Annotated in this window: 17 protein-coding genes; 9 read left to right on the top strand and 8 right to left on the bottom strand. The window is 51.2% G+C overall.

The window, feature by feature from the left end:
- Window positions 1-750, top strand: a 750-nt coding sequence (locus tag HQM15_07085) for a hybrid sensor histidine kinase/response regulator (protein ID MBF0492528.1), incomplete at its 5' end; no start/stop codon positions are given.
- A 125-nt stretch (window positions 751-875) separates the two neighbouring features.
- Window positions 876-3,323, top strand: a complete 2,448-nt coding sequence (locus tag HQM15_07080) for a response regulator (protein MBF0492527.1) — start codon at window positions 876-878, stop codon at window positions 3,321-3,323.
- A gap of 10 nt (window positions 3,324-3,333) precedes the next feature.
- Here HQM15_07080 and HQM15_07075 read toward each other — a convergent pair whose 3' ends face one another.
- From HQM15_07075 to HQM15_07045, 7 genes are read right to left on the bottom strand one after another with little or no spacing between them, the layout of a single operon-like run.
- A complete protein-coding gene (locus tag HQM15_07075; GenBank protein MBF0492526.1) occupies window positions 3,334-4,650 on the bottom strand; it encodes a tetratricopeptide repeat protein in 1,317 nt (438 codons plus the stop codon).
- Between the two features lie 4 nt (window positions 4,651-4,654).
- Window positions 4,655-5,131, bottom strand: a complete 477-nt coding sequence (locus HQM15_07070) for a purine-binding chemotaxis protein CheW (protein ID MBF0492525.1) — start codon at window positions 5,129-5,131, stop codon at window positions 4,655-4,657.
- Window positions 5,128-6,201 (bottom strand): chemotaxis-specific protein-glutamate methyltransferase CheB, encoded by a 1,074-nt coding sequence (gene cheB / locus HQM15_07065; GenBank protein MBF0492524.1) that lies wholly within the window; start codon window positions 6,199-6,201, stop codon window positions 5,128-5,130. The genes HQM15_07070 and cheB overlap by 4 nt, the downstream gene beginning before the upstream one ends.
- A 12-nt stretch (window positions 6,202-6,213) precedes the next feature.
- The gene (locus HQM15_07060) at window positions 6,214-8,355 is read right to left on the bottom strand and encodes a hybrid sensor histidine kinase/response regulator (protein MBF0492523.1); all 2,142 of its coding nucleotides are present in this window, start codon (window positions 8,353-8,355) and stop codon (window positions 6,214-6,216) included.
- A 10-nt stretch (window positions 8,356-8,365) separates the two neighbouring features.
- Window positions 8,366-8,785 carry a response regulator gene (locus tag HQM15_07055; GenBank protein ID MBF0492522.1) on the bottom strand — a complete coding sequence of 140 codons (420 nt, stop codon included), beginning with the start codon at window positions 8,783-8,785 and terminating at the stop codon, window positions 8,366-8,368.
- Window positions 8,786-8,795: 10 nt separating this feature from the next.
- Window positions 8,796-10,304: a methyl-accepting chemotaxis protein gene (locus HQM15_07050; GenBank protein ID MBF0492521.1), complete on the bottom strand. Its 1,509-nt coding sequence runs from the start codon at window positions 10,302-10,304 to the stop codon at window positions 8,796-8,798.
- Window positions 10,301-10,876 carry a purine-binding chemotaxis protein CheW gene (locus tag HQM15_07045; GenBank protein ID MBF0492520.1) on the bottom strand — a complete coding sequence of 192 codons (576 nt, stop codon included), beginning with the start codon at window positions 10,874-10,876 and terminating at the stop codon, window positions 10,301-10,303. The genes HQM15_07050 and HQM15_07045 overlap by 4 nt, the downstream gene beginning before the upstream one ends.
- A 147-nt stretch (window positions 10,877-11,023) precedes the next feature.
- Here HQM15_07045 and HQM15_07040 point away from each other — a divergent pair, with 147 nt between their 5' ends.
- Genes HQM15_07040 through HQM15_07010 form a run of 7 tightly spaced genes read left to right on the top strand, consistent with a single transcriptional unit; the run spans window position 11,024 to window position 18,511 of the window.
- On the top strand, window positions 11,024-12,403 hold the full coding sequence (locus HQM15_07040) for a PAS domain S-box protein (protein ID MBF0492519.1): 1,380 nt from the start codon (window positions 11,024-11,026) through the stop codon (window positions 12,401-12,403).
- A 60-nt stretch (window positions 12,404-12,463) separates the two neighbouring features.
- Window positions 12,464-13,306 (top strand): response regulator, encoded by an 843-nt coding sequence (locus HQM15_07035; GenBank protein MBF0492518.1) that lies wholly within the window; start codon window positions 12,464-12,466, stop codon window positions 13,304-13,306.
- Window positions 13,307-13,339: 33 nt separating this feature from the next.
- The gene (locus HQM15_07030; GenBank protein ID MBF0492517.1) at window positions 13,340-13,753 is read left to right on the top strand and encodes a hemerythrin domain-containing protein; all 414 of its coding nucleotides are present in this window, start codon (window positions 13,340-13,342) and stop codon (window positions 13,751-13,753) included.
- A gap of 21 nt (window positions 13,754-13,774) precedes the next feature.
- Window positions 13,775-14,983: a PAS domain S-box protein gene (locus tag HQM15_07025; protein MBF0492516.1), complete on the top strand. Its 1,209-nt coding sequence runs from the start codon at window positions 13,775-13,777 to the stop codon at window positions 14,981-14,983.
- Window positions 14,980-16,602 (top strand): response regulator, encoded by a 1,623-nt coding sequence (locus HQM15_07020; GenBank protein MBF0492515.1) that lies wholly within the window; start codon window positions 14,980-14,982, stop codon window positions 16,600-16,602. The genes HQM15_07025 and HQM15_07020 overlap by 4 nt, the downstream gene beginning before the upstream one ends.
- Complete coding sequence (locus tag HQM15_07015) at window positions 16,603-17,736, top strand: response regulator (GenBank protein MBF0492514.1); 1,134 nt, start codon at window positions 16,603-16,605, stop codon at window positions 17,734-17,736.
- Window positions 17,737-17,746: 10 nt separating this feature from the next.
- Window positions 17,747-18,511, top strand: coding sequence for a hypothetical protein (locus HQM15_07010; GenBank protein ID MBF0492513.1), 765 nt, complete (start codon window positions 17,747-17,749; stop codon window positions 18,509-18,511).
- 21 nt (window positions 18,512-18,532) lie between these two features.
- Here the strand turns inward: HQM15_07010 and HQM15_07005 are convergent, their stop codons facing one another.
- Window positions 18,533-18,694 (bottom strand): hypothetical protein, encoded by a 162-nt coding sequence (locus HQM15_07005; GenBank protein ID MBF0492512.1) that lies wholly within the window; start codon window positions 18,692-18,694, stop codon window positions 18,533-18,535.
- Window positions 18,695-18,748 lie beyond the last annotated feature (54 nt).

Genomic DNA, 18,748 nt, shown 5'->3' with positions numbered 1-18,748 from the left:
GAACTGGCTGAATCTCAGACGCAGCTTTTTCAAACCGCCAAGTTGGCAACATTGGGCGAGATGTCTACCGGCATGGCTCACGAAATGAATCAGCCGATGGCGGGGATTTCTCTGGCTGTGACGACGATCAAAAAGCTCAAGGAAAAAAATCGTCTGACCGATGAAGAACTTGCCAGTGCACTCAAGGATATCGAAAATTCTGTCACCCGTTGCACTAAGATTATCCGCCATGTGCGTGCCTTTGCGCGACAGGAGGCCCTCAAATTCACGGAAGTTGATGTGAACGAAACAGTGTCCTCTGCCCTCATGCTTCTGGCAGAGCAGCTCAAACTTCGGGGAATTGAAGTGACCCAGTCTCTCGCTTCTACCTTACCCAAAATCCAAGGGGAACCTTACCAACTGGAGCAGGTTTGGATCAACATGATCTCCAATGCCCGCGATGCCCTCGAAGAGAGGGAGACAGAGAGCAAGGCCAACAACGAGACGAACTACCACATGCAACTCTCGCTCAGTACCCAACTCGAAGGGGAGAGGATTGTGGTTGAAATAACCGACAACGGAATCGGGATGACTGAAGAGGTGAAGAAAAAAGTTTTCGAACCCTTCTTTACGACCAAGCCCGTCGGCAAAGGGACGGGCCTGGGGATGTCGATTGTGTACGGCATTCTGGAATCTCATCAGGCAAAAACCGAAATCAAAAGTGAACTTAAAAAAGGGACAAGCATGGCGGTGAGCTTGAGGCTTGGATAAGGTAAATGAACTCAGTCATTGTCTTTGATAGTTACGGTTTTTTTATTTGTTAAGTACAATTTTGAACTGTACAATATTTTCTTAGTTTTAAACTTTTATGACAGCTTCCAGGGAGGGCATACGTCATGACGGCTAATACCAAAGTACTGCTAATCGATAATAACAAAAACTTTCTCCAGGAGTTCGAGGGGGAATTGTCCACCACCTATAGCCTGGAGTCTTGTTTTTCTGCCAAAGACGCCCTGGCCAAGTTCAGGAAATTCGCGCCGAACGTGGTTGTGCTGGATGCGAACATTCCGGACATGTCCTTTGCAAAGCTCTTGAATCTATTTCGGGAGACCGACAAGAACGTCATCCGTATTGTAACCTCGGAAGATTTTGGCAAGATGGACGAGATTTTCGATGCCATCAATCAGGCAGAGGCCCATCATTATCTTAGAAAACCGCTGAATTACCAGGAACTCAAACGACTCATTGACAGCAAAGTGGCAGATTATCACGCCGTCAAGGCGATGAAGGCGAGCAGCGAAGGGGCAGGGGATGTGGGCGGAGCCTATGACAAGATGAAAAATATTCTCGGTCGGGTGAAGGAGGCCGAGCAACTGAAGGCGCAATCTCTGGCCCAACTGGAAAAGACAAAGCAGCTAGAGAACGAGAGCATCGTCAAAATGAGGGAAGCACACGAAGAGGCCCTCAGGGCAAAGCGTCAATTCGAGGCGGCGCAAGAAGAGGCTCTCAGGTCGAGGCGTCAAATTGAGGAGATGGAGAAAGTGATTGAAGCCCTGGAAGTGAAGTGCAGGGAGTTCGAGGAAGTGAAGATCGTCATGGAGTCTTCACGGGAGGCAACGCTACACCTTTCAGGGGATCTCAAGAGAGAAGATAGAGTTCGCCCCAACGACAAGGACTCGGTCTTGTTTGTAGATGATGAAGAAGATCTGAGAAGTTTGGCGCAGGATACCTACAAGCGTCATTTTAATGTTTACACGGCTGATGGCGCTGAGGCGGCGTTGAAGGAGATGGAGGCGCATCCAGATATCTGCGTGGTGGTCACCGACCAACGGATGCCTAAAGTGACCGGGATCGAACTGGCCGCGAAGATTCACGAGAAGAATGCCGACCTTCCCATCTTTCTCCTGACCGGATATGCGGAGACAGATGTGGCCGTGAAGGCCATCAACGAAGGGCATATCGTCAAGTACTTCATGAAGCCTTTTGACGACGAGGCTCTCAAAAAGGAAATTATTGAGGGGGTGCAACGCTATGACAAAAACTTTGCTCAGAGGGAAATCTTCGCCGAGAAGAAGGCATTCATTGTAGATCAGGTGAAGGAGATGGCCTCGGAGATGAAACGACTGAAATATGAACACGAGAGATTTCAGGAAGAAAATTCCAGTTTTAAGGCGCAAGAGGCAAAAAGGAAACAGGAGCTTGAGCAGTTGAGAACCGAGATGAGCCAGCTGCGGACATCGGTCTCGCTTGAGAGGAGCAAGATGCTTGCAGAGGTAGAGAAAGAGATTTTGGAGAAGCGTACCAAAAGTGAAAATCAGCTCAATTTCCAGCGACAGAAAAACAAGGAAGCCCTCGATTTGATGCAGAAGGAATTCAACGATCAAAAGCAGAAGAAGCTCCAGGAAATCGAGGCTCTGCATCAAAAAGCAGAAAAAGAGATTGCCGAGATGCGTGCTGAAACCGAGAATCAGATCAAGGTTGAACGACAGAAAAACGACGAAGACCTGGCTTTGATGCGGAAAGAACTCGACGAACAAAAGCAGAAGGAACTCCAGGAGATTGAAGCGTTGTGCAAGAAAAAGGAAACGGAAATACGCTTGGAGCAAGAACTTTCAGCGAAGCGTGTGGAAGCCGAGAGAGAACTCGGTGCTCAGCAGCAGAAAAACAAGGACACCCTAGATTTGATGCAGAAGGAATTCGAGGCCCGGCACCAGCAAGATGAAAAGGAAAGGGCCGATTTACAACTACGAATTGAAGAGGAACGCCAAAAAACTATCCAACAGATCGAGAAAGAAAGGGTCGATCAAAAGGCGGCGCTTGAAGAAGAGCGCAAGCAAACCCTCGAACAGATCAAGAAGGAAAGTGCCAATGTGCAGGCACAAAAGGAAGAGGAACTCAGGAAGATGGGCGAACAGATCGAAAAGGATAAAGCGGTTTTGCAGGCACAGTTCAATGAGGTGCAGAAAGAGGTGGCGGAGCAGATTAAGGGAGTAAAAAACAGTGTGGAAGAGGTGCGACGTGATATCGAGCAGAAGCTTAACCTCGAACTTGCGAATAAGAAAAAGGCCGCCCTGGATGAAATCGAGAGCATGAAGGAGGAGAGTCGGAAAAAAGAGCGAGAGCTGGCAGAACAGTTGTCACAGGCAAACCGCGACACAGCGGCCAAGGAAGAAGAGTTGAGTTTTGCCAAGAGCCGGGCCGATGCGCTCGAACAGGAGATGGAGTCGATCAAGAGTGTGGTCGTTCGTCAGATAGACAAACTGAAAAAGGAATATGAGTTCGCTGTGCAGTCCAGGGAGTCACTGGAGGCCGAGCTCGCAGAACTAAAACGCGTGCGGGGCTGAGGAGGGAAGTTTACAAGATAGACTTCAAATGTCTGTGAATGGCTTGGCGCAAGGTTTCGACGTTCATTCCATCGGCTGAGGGTGCTTCGTCCTGGGGCTTCAGGGGTTTGAGAAGATCGAGGCAAGTGGTGCCGGCTCGCTGGGCTTCCTGTTTCCTGCCTGTGCTCGCAAATACTTGGCTCAGGCGGAAATGGAGGACGATGACATTCGAATCGATATACAGGCCCCTTTGGTAGTGGCGTATGGCTTCCTCGTAGAACCCTTGTTTCTCGGCAATCAGACCGAGCCAGTAATAAGCCATCAGACAAAGATTATCCGCCGCCACAAGCGAGGTGAGCTGTTCTCGAGCTTTTTCGTAGTCCCCGCTATTCGCAGTCTGGATGGCTTGCAAGAGTATTTGATCACCGTTGAATGCAGGCTTGGCGACGACCGGTGGTTTTGGGAGGGGTGGTGTCTCAATCCGCAAGGGGGCTGTGGTTGCAGACTGTTTTTTGTAGAGAAAGCCTTCGTCAAACTCGAGAGCGGAAAACCTGTCCGAAATGATGGGGAACGAGTCTGAGGCCCCTGGACAAAAGAAGCCGTCTTCCGTCAGGCAATCGTGGAATTTTTCCAGAATGGTTTTGATAAGCTCCGGACTGAAATAAATGAAGGTGTTGCGACAGAAAATCAAATCTAGATTCGTCATTTCGGCATCGGTGTAGGGATCATTCACGAGATTGTGCCTGCGAAAGGTGACCATCTTTTTGATGTTGTCGTTCACCTCGTACAGGTTGTCGTGTTGTGTAAAATAACGATGGATATAAGCAGGAGGACACGCCGTTGTGACGGCCCTTTGCCCATACACCGCCTTTCGGGCTGCGTCGAGACTGATGCGATTTACATCCGTGGCCAAAATCGAAAGATCCCATTCGTGAAGAGACGGCAGGTTTTCACGAATCAGAATGGCCAGGGTATAGGGTTCTTCTCCGCTTGAACAGGCTGCACACCAGATTCTGAGGCTTGGACGCCCGGCCGCGAGCGTCTTGTCGATGCCCAGTTTGGGAAGTATCCGTTTTGCGAAGATCTCAAGTTGGGGGGCATAACGAAAGAAATAGGTCTCGCCGATCGTGACCAGATCTAGCAAGGCGGCGAGTTCGTCTTCTCGACGAGCATGAAACATCAGGTGATTCAAATACTCGGCGTAATGCAGGTATCGATAGTGTTGCATTCTTTGCAGCACCCCACGCGCCAGAAAATCGGAGGAACTGTCGCAAAACTGAAGGCCGCAGTAGTGGCTGAGAAGATTGCGGATTTGCCCGAAATGGGGATCGTCTGAGAGAGGTGACATGCGCTTATCCTGCCATGGGCCCTGCCATCGGTGTCATTTGGGTGAGTCGGCCCTGTTCTTCGGGGTTAAGAAGTTTGGCCGGGCTGAGAAGGAAAATCATCCGCTCCTCCATTTGAAAAATTCCCGTGACCGTTCCCGCGCTGAAATGTCCGGCCCCCAATTTCTCGGTCGTATCAACATTACAGAAATCGATCTCGAGGACCCCATTCACCCGATCTACCACGAGGCCCAGCACCATTTCTTGAACTTTGATAATGAGCACCCGCGCCGTGTGCGGTCTTGTGTGGGTCGCAAGGCCAAAGCGTTTGCGCAGGTCCATGACGAGGACACTGTGACCACGGAGTTGCATCACCCCATGGAGAAAATCCGGAAGCTCGGGTAATCGATGAATGGCTGACAATTCAGCCACTTCCCTGGTATCGTCTACGGGGATGCCGAACTCTTCGTCTGCCAGTGTGAATGTGATGTAGGGTCGTTTCATTTTTGTTTCACCCATCCAATCATTTTATCGGCGATTTCGTCCGCGGGCACAACGCAAGAGGCTGCCCCCAGGCGTACCGCTTCTCGCGGCATCCAGCAAGCGACACTCGAGGCTTCATCCTGTGCAATCGTGTAGCCTCCTGCATCCCGCATGGCTTTGAGCCCCAAAGCTCCATCCACCCCTAGACCCGTCAGTACGATGCCCATGCCCAGAGAGCGGTAATTTTCCGCAATTGAATTCAACAGCAAGGTGCCCGACGGCTTTACAAACTCAAGTGGGGGGCCCTGTCGCAATTGAACTCGATGGAAGGAGTTCAGCCCCATGTGGATGTCGGGCGGGGCCAGATAAATATTGCCCGCACGAAGCAGATCGTTGTCTGTAGCCAATTTGACGGACAGTGGAGTTTGCTCGTTCAGCCAGGCGACGAGTCCTGCGCAGAAATCGGGCATCACGTGCTGAACCACTGCGATGGGGGCTGGAAAATCGGCCGGCAACTTCGAAAAAAGTGCCGCAAGTATTGCCGGGCCACCTGTGGAGGAGACAATCCCGATCAGTTTTTCCGAGGTGTCCCTCCTCGGGATTTGCGTCGTCCCCTCCGCACTGCGGAGCGGCTTACGGGAGAGTGGGGATGTCTTTGGGATGAGGGTGGGGGATCGCCTGGAAACGGTTACGCGTGCGAGATGCTTGATCTTGTCAATCAAGGTTTTGCGGGTGGTTTCATCGATTTCATCTCCGTTGTACAAATCTTTGCCGATGAGATCGAGCGCCCCATAGGCCATGGCTTGGAAGGCCTCTACTTTTTTTTCTCCGGTCAACGCCGATGCCAGAATAAGAATTGGAGTCGGATATTCGATCATAATGCGTCGCGTGGCCTCCACCCCATTCATGCCCGGCATATAAAGATCCATCGTGATGAGATCGGGCTTCACGCGCGGAATTAAACGCAGCGCTTCTTCGCCGTCTCGGGCAACTCCAACCACGAGAAGATCCGGGTCGCTGCCCAGCAGGCCCTTCAGGATGGTTGCGACGAGGGGTGAATCTTCGACAACGAGGATGCGAATGACCTCCATTGGTTTCTCCAGTTAAGTCAGACGTTCAATCAATGTGATCAGGTTGGCCTGGTCAAACTGACTCTTCAAAAGATAGGCCTGCCCGCCTGCTTCGATGCCCCTGCGTTTATCCTCTTCGTTTGAAACCGTGGTTAAGAAGATTACCGGCAATTTTTTGAGTTTTGCATCGGCCTTGATATTTTTGCAGAGGGTAAAGCCATCCATTCTCGGCATCTGAACATCCGACACGACGATATCAAACTCGGCCTGGGCCAGTTTTTCGAGTGCGTCCAGTCCATCCCTGGCGGTTTCAACGACAAAGTGATTGCTCTCCAGGACATTCTTCTGCAACTCGCGTATGGAGAGGGAGTCCTCCACCACCAAAATCCTTTTCGCTGTCTGTGCAGCTTTGTTACAGTGGGGCTCTGCCAGACTCTCCATCGCATTTTGAAACCCGCCGCCCTGGGCTATCCGCATCAAGTCACTGCCATCCAGAATGGGGATCACCTCTCCGTTGGCCAGAATGGTGACACCGCTGATGCCTTTGATACTTCCGAGGTGCGTGCCTAATCCCTTGATGAATACCTCGTCTTCGCCCAGTAAGCGTTCGACGATAAAGCCAAACAGGGTATCTAGGGAATGCACAATGACCACATCGATCATCGCCTGAGGATCTGGGGCCGGTTTCCTGGGGATCCCCAGGACGTCCGCTAGATGTGTTACAAAAATTGTGCGACCAAAGCGTTGCAGAGTTAGGCGGTTTTCAAGGGCAGCAAAATCATCTTGCGTTACCCGGCAGATTTCCTCCACGTCCGAAATTCGAAGCGCATAGCGTCGGTTCCCCGCCTGCACCGAAAGGATCTGCGTGATGGCAATCGTGAGTGGCAACTCCATTCGAAGGGTTGTTCCCTGCCCCTTCTGGCTCGTCAGTTTTATTTTTCCTTTCAGGCGTTCCACTTCCGAGAGGACAATGTCCATTCCGACTCCCCGTCCTGAATACTCGGTCAGATTTGTTGCGGTTGAAAATCCTTTCAAAAAAATGAGATTGAGAATTTCTTGGGAGGTCCTGTTTTTCAATTGTTCGGAGCTGACCACATTTCTCTTCACAGCGATGTTGGCAATTTCTTCCGGATCAATCCCGCGGCCATCGTCCATCACCTGAATCACGACCCGGTCGCCCTCCTGAAAAGCGGAAAGAGTGAGGGTGGCGGTTTCCAATTTACCCAGTTTTTTGCGTTCGTCGCCGGATTCAATGCCGTGGTCCACAGCGTTTCTCAACAAATGCACCAGTGGCCCCTTGATGGCGTCTAGCACCTTTTTATCCAACTCGGTGCTCTGGCCCTCAATTTTGAAGTGAATGAGTTTGCCTTGTTCATGGGACATGTCGCGAACGAGTCGTTCAAAGGACGAGAAAATCGTCGAACACGGAAACATCCTCAGCTCTTTCATCCTTTGCTGTAAGGCCCCGATGACGGGATCCAGATGATAAGTCTCGGCTTGAAACTCGTCCGAGAAGCCTTCAAATTCGTTACAAAAAGCTGACCAATGCAATAGGGCCTGAGGGGACGAATTTTCCAGGAGCTTCCCCAGGGCCTTTGCTTTTTTGGATAATCCCTTTAATTTACTGAGCTTCTGGGAAGACTTCACTTTTGAAATGACCAGCTCTCCCATAAGATTTAGCAGGGTATTCACCCGGCTCATGGGAACACGCACGAAATCATCCTTTGCAGGGGCTTGCACATTTGGAGCGGCATTGCTCAAGGAAGCAGGTGCCCTAGGGGCTTGCGTCTCATTTCCAAGAAGCTTGTCTAGTCCCGTTGTATCCAGCTCGGCCTCAGCGTCTCCGTTTCGGATCCCCTCCATGGAGCGTTTGATCCCATCCAAGGCTGCAAAAAGGGCATCCGCGATTTCTCGCGAAAAGGTGAGTGTGCTTGCCTTGAGTGATGAAAGCACATCCTCCATCCGGTGAGTGAGGTGCTGAATTTTTTGAAAACCCAGCATCTGGGAGGTGCCCTTCAAGGTGTGGGCGGCACCCATTAAAGCACTGAGGATCTCTGCCTGGGCGGGCTGATCAGGATTTTTTTCGAGCAGCAGAACTCCTTGTTCAAGAGAATCCACCCAGATCTTGGCCTCCTCGCAGAACTGGATATTCAGTTTTTTTTTGTCGAGGGCCATTCAATAATCCTTAAGAGGGAGTCTCTGACGGATGATATTTTTTCCAGATGATTTCCAGCTTTTTTCGAAGCGATTCCAGCGTGGGAGGTTTTACCAGATAGTGATCCACCTTGGCTTCGATGGCTTCCATCATCAGATGAGTTTCATCGTTGGAGGTGAGCATCAAGAGCGGCAAGGGTTTGAAGTCTGCGCTGGAGCGGATTTTCTTGAGCAGCCCAATGCCATCGAGAATCGGCATATTCCAGTCCGAGATGACCAGTTCGATAGGCTGCCCCTCTTTTAACCGGGTGCACAGCAGGTCGTAGGCCTTTGCACCATCGGGGGCTTCGGAGAGATTTGTGAAGCCGAGTTGATCGAACAAGTCTCTTACGATGTGCCGGGCGACGGTGCTGTCATCCACTATCAAAACGCGTGTGAGTTTTGGAAACATATTTTTCTCCTTAAACTTTAAAATTACTGATTAACTGATTGAGTTTGTTTGCCTGTCCATCCAGCTGAGCGACCGTTGCCGAGGTTTGCTGGGTGGAGTCTACGAACTGTTTGGTGACCTGATCGATTCCCTTGATGGCAATCACAATTTGCTCGATGCCGCTCCTTTGTTGCCCAATGGCAATCGAAATCTCGCCGGTCAGGCGTGCGGCTTCCTTTGCGGCCTCAAGGCCAGCACTCACGCGCTTGGTGGTGTCTTCAACTCCCACGACGGCGGAGTTTGTTTCTCCCTGAATCTCTTTAATCAGCTCGCGGATGTCCCCCGTCGCCTCGGTGGATCTTTCTGCGAGTTTGTTCACTTCCCCAGCAACCACAGCAAAGCCTTTGCCGGCTTCACCTGCCCGGGCGGCCTCAATGGCGGCATTGAGTGCTAGGAGGTTGGTGCGTTCGGCCAGGTCGTCGATGATCTTCACCACGGTACCGATGGCCTGACTCCGTTCACCCAGTTTCAAAATCTTCTGGATCATCGAGGTGATATGGGTCTGTATTTCTTCCATGTTCATCTTTGCCTGATCGGCGGTTTTGGCAACGCCCTGTGCGTTTTTGGCAATTTGCTGGGCAGAGCTTGCCAATTCTTTCGAGGTGCTCAGAACCTCTGCTGACGCCGCGTTCTGCTGCGCTGCTGCGGTCGATTCCTCTGCAATTGAGGTCTTCAGCTGCAGGGTCGCGCTGGCAAGATGGTGGGTGGCCTCCTGACCGGTCTTGAGGGTGGCACTAAGGTTGTCCATCATTTTATTGATGGCCTTGGAGAGGCTGTCTTTGGAGGGGATTCGTTTGCTTAGGTCTCCTGCGGCTGCGGTGGCGGCTTGATTGGCAATTGCTTTTATCGAAAGGGTCAACCAATAGATAAGACTGACAGCAAGAAATAGAACAAGACTTAAACCGATTAAAGAGTTTCGAATTTGTTCTTTAAACTTTTGTTGGATGACCTGTTCTCCCTCTGTAATTTGTTGACTGTTGACGGCCTCCAGCTTTTCGCTGAGATCAAAGATCTCTTGAAACAGACCATGTGACGCCGCGAGACCCTGGTTGGCCTCGTCTCTCTTGTTTTCCCGGGCGGGTTTCATCACCTGCTCTTCGTTGTTTTTCAGATAGTCTTTCCATTTTTTCTCCAGATCAGAAAATAAACTTTTCTCCTCTGGATCAAACGGAAGCGCGCGCAGGGCTTCAATGTCCTTGGTAATGAGAGCCAGCTCATCCGCCTGATTAGTGGCATACTTCTTCATTTCGCTGTCGCTGGTCTCTGTAACGTAACGGAGTTGGTGGCGTCTGAATTGTTGGAGGATCTTTCCAAAATTACTGACGGCAACAACCGTTGGATAGTGATCATTCTGGACCGCCTCGGCCAGGTCGTACATTTTTCTGAGATTAAAAAATGTAATCAAAGAAAATGCCAGAAAGACGATAGTTACAAAAGAAATTCCTGTGATCAGTCGTGTCAAGATTCCTATGTTTTTCATGTGCTCTCCATGATTGAAATTGGCCCCTGGTTTACCAAAGTTGGAGTGGTCAGCCGAGTCCTCGCGAGGATCTTTGGGACATCCAGGATGCCCAAGGCCTTGCCTTTCCATTCGATGATGCTCGAGACTAGGCTGTTTTCGTTGCGCTCGGTTTTTTTGTTGGATTCCCTGAGGGTCGAGGCCGCAATCGTGATGAGTTCCCGGGCCGAATCGGCACGGATCCCTGTGGCGACACCGCCGCTTTCAACAACGACAATGCGGGTGCTTGCAGGGTTCGCCGAATTTGTCGGTATTCCCAGGAAAGACCTCAAGTCACAGATCGAAAGAACAGCCCCTCGAAGGTTCATAACGCCGACGATGTGTTTCGGGACAAAAGGCAGCGGCGTTATCGAAGTGGGAACCACGATGTCCCGAACGAGCAGCGCATCTACTGCGTAGCACTCGCCCGAGAGAGCAATCTTCATCAGGCTAAGCGAAGCTTCCGCTGGTGGGGCTTTGCCGTACAAATCCCGTTCGAACAGGCTAATTTCTTTTAGATTCGTTCTTGTCATGGGCGATTGAGTATCGTTCATAGTCCACCCTCAAACAATCAATAACGGCAGAAACCATCAGATATTGAAACAAAAATAAATGAAGACAACAATAACTCTTTTTATATTCCCAGAGAGAAAAAATTACTGTACACTTTTCTGTTGAGTATCATCAGACAAGGACACAACGTGAGAAATGCCATTGAACCCCAGCCAGCTGAAGTGGAGGTCGAGGATCTCAAACGGGAACTCGACCACATCTTTGGATCGACGATGGATATGCTCTTTGTTTTGCGACCGGATGGCACGGTTCAAAAATGTAATCCGGCCGTGACACGATTGCTGGGCTATTTCCCTGAAGAGCTCACCGGAAAAAAAATGGACAGCCTGGTTGTTAGAGAGGGCATTACCGATCGTTCGGAACAAATCCTGCTGACAAAAAGTGGTCAGCAATTGCCGGTTCTTTTTTCGAGCTCGACCCTGCTGGATGACAGCGGTGAGGTTCATGGAATTGTTTGTGTGGCCCGCGACATCGTGGACAGGAAGAAAATTGAGGATGAAGTCCAGCAGCAGTATCAGCAGCAGCTTAGTCAGCTGGTGAAGGCAGCCAAGCTTACGACCCTGGGCGAATTTTCTGCCGGCATCTGCCACGAGATCAATCAACCTCTCAATGTCATGCGCATCATTTGTGAATCCTCCCTGAGGGAGATCAGCAAGAACCGCTACAAGTTGGAGAATGTCCAGGAAGATTTTACCGAGGTGGTCAAACAGATCGTCAAGGCGGCAGAGATCGTCCGTCATATGCGCATGTTTGCCCGAGAAACTTCCGAGGACTCACCCCATGAACTGTACTGCCTGAACAATTTAGTCGAGGGGGCCCTGAAGTTTGTGGGGACGCAGTTGGAAGATCGTCAGATCACGCTGGTCAAGACGCTGGAGCCGGGCTTGTCCAAGATCCGCTGTGATGCGGTCCGTCTGGAACAGGTGGTTTTGAATCTGATCGGTAATGCCCAGCTGGAGTTGGAAAAAATAAACAAGGAAGGCAAAAAAATCGAAGTTGTCACCCGTACGGCGAAAGGCCCCTCTGGAGAAGGGGGGGGGGTTGTGTTGGAAGTCCGCGATAACGGTTTGGGTGTTCCCAGGAACCTGCAGGAAAAAATCTTCCAGCCCTTTTTTACCACACGCAAGCAGGGAGAGGGCACGGGCCTGGGCTTGTCGATCGTCACAAAAATCATTGATGAACACAAAGGAAAAATTGAATTGGAGAGTCGGGAAGGAGAGGGGGCTACTTTCAAAATCATACTGCCTGCCCCCCCCCCCCCCCCCCCCCACCCCCCCCCCCCCCCCCCCCCCCCCCCCCCCCCCCCCCCCCCCCCCCCCCCCCCCCCCCCCCCCCCCCCCCCCCCCCCCCTCCCCCCCCCCCCCCCCCCCCCACCCCCCCCCCCCCCCCACCCCCCCCCCCCCCCCCCCCCCCCCCCCCCCCCCCCCACCCCCCCCCCCCACACCCCCCCCCACCCCACCCCCCCACGCGCCCCGCCCCCCCCCCCCCCGGAAACTTCCACTCACTAGAACCCAGAACCTAATAACGACAGTCTACGGATGAATTTAAGGAGAAAGGAAAACAGCACCATGGAAAAAACTTACAATGTTTTGATTGCCGAAGACGATCCAGTGGCCAGAGAGCAATTGGCCAAAGTAATCCGAAGGGAAGGCTTTGAGGTGAAAGCGGCTGAAAATGGCAAGTTGGCGTTTGAATTGTTTGAAAAAGAGCGGCCCGAGGTGATCGTGACCGATTTTCAAATGCCGGGCTACGACGGTCTGGAGTTGATCACCCGGGCCAAGCAGCTGGTTCCCAGCACCCAGTGCATTCTCATGACGGCCTTTGGGGAGGTGAAGACGGCCATTCGTGCCATCCACGCCGGTGTGCTGGATTACATTAGAAAACCGATTGATCTGGAACAACTCTTTGTGGCCTTGGGAAGAGCCCGGGAGAAGCTTGAGGAAGGCCAATCGGCTGTCTTTTATCCCGCAGTACTGTTGGCGGAAGACGATGACGATGCTCGGGTGCAGATGGTGCGGGTGCTCGAAGGCGAGGGCTGGAAGGTCTTTTCGGCGCAGGACGGCGAAGAGGCGGTGAAAATCTTCAAAGAACAAAAAATCGATATCGTGCTGACCGATCTCAATATGCCAAAAAAGAGGGGCATTGAGGCCTTAAGTGAGATGCGAAAAATGACAGAAGATTTTGAATCGCTTATCCTGACGGGTTTCGGTGACGAAGCCAATGCCATCCTTGCTCTGCGAAATGGCGCGATGGGTTTTTTAAAAAAACCCATCGATGTGGAATACCTGCTGATCTTGATGAATCAGGCCGTTGAAAAACTGACCATCCGAAGGGCCTTGAAATACCGAACGCGTGAGGCAGAACTGAATCGGGAAGTGATTAAAAGTTTGCAGGAGGGAGAGGGGATTTAGGAGTAATCCGTCTCCGCAGAGAGGGAGTACAACATGAGCAAATTAATAGAAGCGTTGACTCGGGAACATGCCTGGTTGGTCGCAATGCTGGGTGAGGTTCAAAAACTCAGGATTGGAACCGAGGCCAGCAATAAAGTCCTTTTTGAAGCCAAAAACGGATTGCTCGTGCATCTTGGTAAAGAAAATGAGCAGCTCTACCCTGTACTCCGGAGAGCTGCCGCCGCTGACCCAAGGCTCAAGCGTACTCTGGAGATATTTGCAGAGGAGCTTGAACAGGTGGCTGCAGGGGCGCTGCGGTTTTTCGAAAAATACGACTCGGGTGACACCAGCAATCTGGACTTTGCGGTGGATTTGGGACAACTTATTGGCACCCTCAGTCAGCGTATTCAGAAAGAAGAATCTATTCTCTATGTTGAATATGACAAATTGTTCCAGAAGCCATTTTAAATTTTGAGGCCTGCTATGAATATGAGTCAGAATGCAAATAAACCGACCGCTGAAGATCTGGGCGCCAACGACTTGCACAAGAATATCGTGGATTCTCTGGGTGACATGTTGCTTGTCCTCGATTTGGATGGAACTATTCGAAATGTCAACCGCTGGGTGATTGAAAAGCTCAACTTTACCGAAGAGGAGCTGGTGGGTAAAAAAGCCTATGAGTTGGGCGAAAAAACAGAGGCGCGATTTAAGGCCGCCGATCCAGTGGATCGGGCTTTTGCGATGTTGCCTGAAAATGACCAGGAGAACTTTCGGACGAAAGACGGTGCCACCATTCCTGTGTTGGTGTCGCATTCGGTTTATCGTAACAACTCCGGCAAGATCGTGGGGGTGGTGTGGCTGGTGAGGGATATTTCTGAACTGAAAGCGGCGCACGATGAGTTGGATGCCAAGATCCGTGAACTTGAAATACAGAATATCAAAATAAAAGAAGCCGCGGCGCAGATGGTGCAGATGGATAAATTGAGCGCGGTGGGTGAGTTGACCGCAGGCGTGGCCCACGAACTCAACCAGCCGCTAAACGGCATTAAATTGATCTCGCAGGGCTTAATGAGGGATCTGGAAAAAAAGAGGTTCCAAGAGGCGGCTCTGAATGAAGAGCTGGTGGGCATTATCAAGCAGGTGGATAAGATGGCCCAAATCATCAACCACATGCGGGTGTTCAGCCGGAAAAGCGATGGGCCGATTACCGAATGGATGAGTCTGAATGAACCCATCGAAGGCGTCTTTAAGCTCTTTGGCAGGCAGATTGAATCGCACGGCATCGAGGTGAGTCTGGAGCTGCATCCGGAACTTCCGAAGGTGCGCGGAGATGCCATCCGGATCGAGCAAGTGATGCTGAATCTCGTTGGCAATGCGCGCAATGCCCTGGAGACCTCCAAGACGCCAGGGGCCAAGATCAGCATCAAGACCCTGCCTTCCGCCGATGGCAAGCACGTCGAGGCCTGGGTGGCTGACAATGGTCCGGGGATTCCCGAGGAGATTCAGGAAAAAATATTCCAGGCTTTCTTTACCACCAAGGAAGCGGGCAAAGGCACGGGTCTGGGTTTGAGCATTTCAAAGAAAATTATCGAAGAGCACGGCGGCAAAATTACGGTTGAGAGCAAACTGGGCGAAGGCACAACCTTCAAAGTGGTTTTGCCGATGGATGAAAAAAGTATGAAAGGGTCTCAGTCATGAGTGATACCATACTGGTCGTAGACGACGACCCGATTATTTTGGGATATCTCGAAGCGGAGTTGAAAAGGAATTTCTTCACCCCGATTTGTGTGGGTACAGGTGCGGAGGCCTTGGCTCATCTGGATGAAGCCCACATTGTTTTTCTAGACCTCAAACTGCCCGACATGGACGGCTTCGAAATTCTGGCGCGGATCCGAGAGAGAACCCAACCCAATTCTTTTATCGAAACGATCGTCATGACCGGTTTTGGGAGCCAGGAGGTTGCCATTCGTGCCCTTCGCATGGGGGCCATCGACTATATCGAAAAACCCATCCAGCTCGAAAGTTTCCGTGCCTCGCTGGGAAGGGCACAGGAAGTGATTTCTCGGAAGATGAATTTTACCGCAAGAGACACCATCCTGGTGATCGACGACGAAAAAGAGATCGCGGAAAAACTGAAGCGCATTCTTGAAAAGGAAGGTTATCAGGCGCTTTGCTGTTTTAATGGGAATGAAGGATTGGACATCATCACCCGAAAAAGGATCGATGTTGTTGTCACCGACATCAATATGAAAGAGATGAGTGGACTCGAACTCCTCGCACAGGCCAAAAAACTTTTCCCTGACATTGAAGTGATCATGATGACAGGTCAGGGTGGCCAGGAGCTTGCCATTCAGAGCTTGCGTGCCGGGGCTATGGATTATCTGCCGAAGCCGGTTAATCTGGATCAGCTCTTGTTGTCGGTGCAGAAAGCCATCGAAAAAATGAGGCTGCTTCGCAGCTCCCTGTACCGCACGCGAGAGTTGAAACTTTCTGCCGAAGTGGTGGCCAAGATGAACGAAGAGCAGGAGAAGATCATTGCGGAACGAACCTCCAAGTTGAACCAGACGCAGGCCAGTCTGGTTCAGACTTCAAAACTGGCGACGCTGGGAGAGATGAGTGCCGGTATGGCGCATGAGTTGAACCAGCCGCTGGGCGGGATTTCACTTATTGCGCAGACGATGAAAAAGCTTAAGGACAGGAAGGCATTGACGGACGAGGAGTTGGAAAAATCACTCAACGATATCAATCACTGTGTCAAGCGGATGACCAAAATCATCCAGCATGTGCGCACTTTCGCCAGACAGGAGACTCTGAAATTTATTGAGGTGAATGTGAATGAGACCGTCGAGTCGGCCATCATGTTGCTTGGGGAGCAGCTGCGCTTGCATGGCATCGAGCTGAAACAGAATTTAGATCCCTCCCTGCCCAGGATAGTCGGAGAGCCGTACCAGCTCGAACAGGTCTGGATCAATCTGCTGGGCAATGCACGGGATGCCCTGGATGAGCTGGGGGAGAGGCGCAAGGAAGCGAAAATGGAGTATAGCAAGCAGCTCTGTGTGACTACGTGGGCCGAGCAGGACACAGTCCTCGTTGGGGTAAGCGACAATGGAATCGGGAACTCCAGGGAAAACACCAAAAAGGTTTTTTCGCCATTTTTTTCGCCCCACCCGGGGGGAAAAGGGGGGGGGGTTGGGGTGGCCAATTTTTATGGTATTTTGGGGGGGGAAAAGGGGAAAATTAAAAACCAGAGAGAAAAAAAAAAAAGGGACAAGGGGTCTTTCCAATTTTCTTTAAACGGGGGGGGGGGGGGACGGTAAATGAATAATTGTAAAATATTGATTGTCGACGACGAGGAAATTATCCGTGACAGGGTGTCAAAGCTTCTCACGTTGGATGACTATGAAGTGATTACCGCAGAAGATGGTCGTAAGGGCTTAGAAAGCTTTGAGCAGTTCTCTCCGGATGTGGTGATATCGGATATCAAAATGCCGCATATGGATGGGATTGAGTTGCTCAAGAAACTTAAAGAGAAGTCCCCAAAGGTAGGTGTGATCATGATTACGGGGCATGGAGACATGGATTCAACAGTGGAAGCCTTGCGGCTGGGGGCCTTCGATTATATCAGCAAGCCGGTCGACTATGACGAACTGTCGATCTCGATCAAGCGTAACCTGGAGCTGCAGGAGATTGAGAAGGATAGAGAACGCTTGCAAACTCAACTGTTTCAATCGTCAAAGCTGGCCTCGGTAGGAACGCTTGCTGCCGGCATCGCCCACGAACTCAACAATCCACTGGCAGTGGTGGTAGGCTATACAAAGAACCTCAAGGATTCTCTGCAGAATCCGACGGAGGATGAAATCAAGTACCTCGACATGATCACCAAGGCCGCCGAACGCATGAGAGTGATCGTCAACCATATGCGGACCTATGCGCGGGAAAACAAACACTCCGACTGGTGCAATCTCTGTGTCAACGATCCCATCAAAAACGCGTTTATTTTTATGCAAAGAGATTTTGCCAATCGCAGTATTGCGACGACGTTGGCGTTGTCAGAAGATCCTCCTCCGATGGTCTTTGCAGATTCCGTGCAGTTAGAGAGTATCTTTCAAAACCTCCTGAGCAACAGTCGCGATGCATTTGAGAGTGTCACCGACAATCGCGAAAAAGCCATCAAGTTTACAAGTAGCATCGATAAGAACGGCACTGTGAGGGTTCTCTACGAAGACAATGCCGGCGGAATGCCCAAACACGTATTAGAAAAAATGTTTGATCCTTTTTTTACCACCAAGGAAGTCGGCAAAGGCACTGGTCTTGGTATGAGCATGGCCATCTCCATCATCGATGCCCATAAGGGAGCGATCTCGGCCGAAAGCGAAGTCGGAAAGGGGACCACCTTTACGATCACAATTCCGGGGGCTTCCGCATCCGCAGTGGAGACCAAGAAGGAATAATTTTATTCAAATGAAGCGACGGATTCTATCTCTTGGTTTTGTGATGGTCTTGCTTGGGCTGTTTGCGGGCTGCAAACCTCCTGGCCCTTCTACGCCCCCCACGTCTATTGATGAGGCTTTTTCTCGTCTTCATGCTGCTCAGCCCCATGGAAAAAATCAGGAAGATCAGCGCGTGCTTTACAATACGATTGTGTGGGAGGTCCTTGCGGATCCCCGGAATGCTGAGCTCTCCCGTTCCGAGGAATTGTTCGAAGTGATCCTCGCCAAAGGACTGGCCAACGAAGCACTGGCGCTTTACGTTTTGAGTCAGCCGAAATGGTTCCACAAGCCAAAGGCCGTGGAGTGGGCCATGAAAATTGTGCACGAGGGTGGAAAGGGGGGCCTGCAAATGCTCCAAGCCACCTTGGCCACGGATCTTTGGGCTAATGAACAGGGGGCTGAGCTGGCACGATTTGCGATTGGAAGAAAAGTGAACGAGGATACCGCCCCTTGGAAATATTGCGATTCGGTGCTTGCCCTGACGCTGAAATCAGGCCCTTGGCAAGCCCATCCCGATCTTGTTTTGGAGCTTGTCGAAAGAATGATTCTGACCGGGCTGGCGAGTCCTCAAGCCCTGACGGACTTGCTCAAAGCCCCGGCCCTGGCTAACAATCCAAAAACAGCGGTGCTGCTGGATGTATACGCAGACTTGCTGGCGCAAGCGCACTCCGACAAAAAAATATCGCTGGGCGACAAAGCCCGGCGATATTTCAGGTTAAGGACAGTAACAAAATGACAGGACGAAAAGAGAAGAAAACTACACAGCAACTCTGGCGGCTTCCTGATAACCTTCCTTGAAGGAAGTGATCATGCTGATCGTGAGTTTATCCATCTGAACACCGACTTTTTTCAAGTAGCCCATCTTATTGAGCACATACACTCCACCCACGACGACTAATACAATACCTAGAGTCTTCATATGCCTACCTCACAAGATTGCGGCCCCGTTATTAGGACCTACCATACAATAGGA

Source organism: Deltaproteobacteria bacterium, assembly GCA_015233135.1.
Taxonomy (GTDB): domain Bacteria; phylum UBA10199; class UBA10199; order JADFYH01; family JADFYH01; genus JADFYH01.
The sequence above is the reverse complement of the archived record's forward strand: the minus strand, read 5'-3'. Positions and strand labels throughout refer to the sequence as shown.

What these genes read in the sequence shown, in the direction of transcription:
- HQM15_07080 (MBF0492527.1), top strand. Translation starts at nt 876, where the DNA reads ATGACGGCTAATACCAAAGTACTGCTAATCGATAATAACAAAAACTTT.
- HQM15_07075 (MBF0492526.1), bottom strand. Translation starts at nt 4,650, where the DNA reads ATGTCACCTCTCTCAGACGATCCCCATTTCGGGCAAATCCGCAATCTT.
- HQM15_07070 (MBF0492525.1), bottom strand. Translation starts at nt 5,131, where the DNA reads ATGAAACGACCCTACATCACATTCACACTGGCAGACGAAGAGTTCGGC.
- cheB (MBF0492524.1), bottom strand. Translation starts at nt 6,201, where the DNA reads ATGGAGGTCATTCGCATCCTCGTTGTCGAAGATTCACCCCTCGTCGCA.
- HQM15_07060 (MBF0492523.1), bottom strand. Translation starts at nt 8,355, where the DNA reads ATGGCCCTCGACAAAAAAAAACTGAATATCCAGTTCTGCGAGGAGGCC.
- HQM15_07055 (MBF0492522.1), bottom strand. Translation starts at nt 8,785, where the DNA reads ATGTTTCCAAAACTCACACGCGTTTTGATAGTGGATGACAGCACCGTC.
- HQM15_07050 (MBF0492521.1), bottom strand. Translation starts at nt 10,304, where the DNA reads ATGAAAAACATAGGAATCTTGACACGACTGATCACAGGAATTTCTTTT.
- HQM15_07045 (MBF0492520.1), bottom strand. Translation starts at nt 10,876, where the DNA reads ATGAACGATACTCAATCGCCCATGACAAGAACGAATCTAAAAGAAATT.
- HQM15_07035 (MBF0492518.1), top strand. Translation starts at nt 12,464, where the DNA reads ATGGAAAAAACTTACAATGTTTTGATTGCCGAAGACGATCCAGTGGCC.
- HQM15_07030 (MBF0492517.1), top strand. Translation starts at nt 13,340, where the DNA reads ATGAGCAAATTAATAGAAGCGTTGACTCGGGAACATGCCTGGTTGGTC.
- HQM15_07025 (MBF0492516.1), top strand. Translation starts at nt 13,775, where the DNA reads ATGAGTCAGAATGCAAATAAACCGACCGCTGAAGATCTGGGCGCCAAC.
- HQM15_07020 (MBF0492515.1), top strand. Translation starts at nt 14,980, where the DNA reads ATGAGTGATACCATACTGGTCGTAGACGACGACCCGATTATTTTGGGA.
- HQM15_07015 (MBF0492514.1), top strand. Translation starts at nt 16,603, where the DNA reads ATGAATAATTGTAAAATATTGATTGTCGACGACGAGGAAATTATCCGT.
- HQM15_07010 (MBF0492513.1), top strand. Translation starts at nt 17,747, where the DNA reads ATGAAGCGACGGATTCTATCTCTTGGTTTTGTGATGGTCTTGCTTGGG.
- HQM15_07005 (MBF0492512.1), bottom strand. Translation starts at nt 18,694, where the DNA reads ATGAAGACTCTAGGTATTGTATTAGTCGTCGTGGGTGGAGTGTATGTG.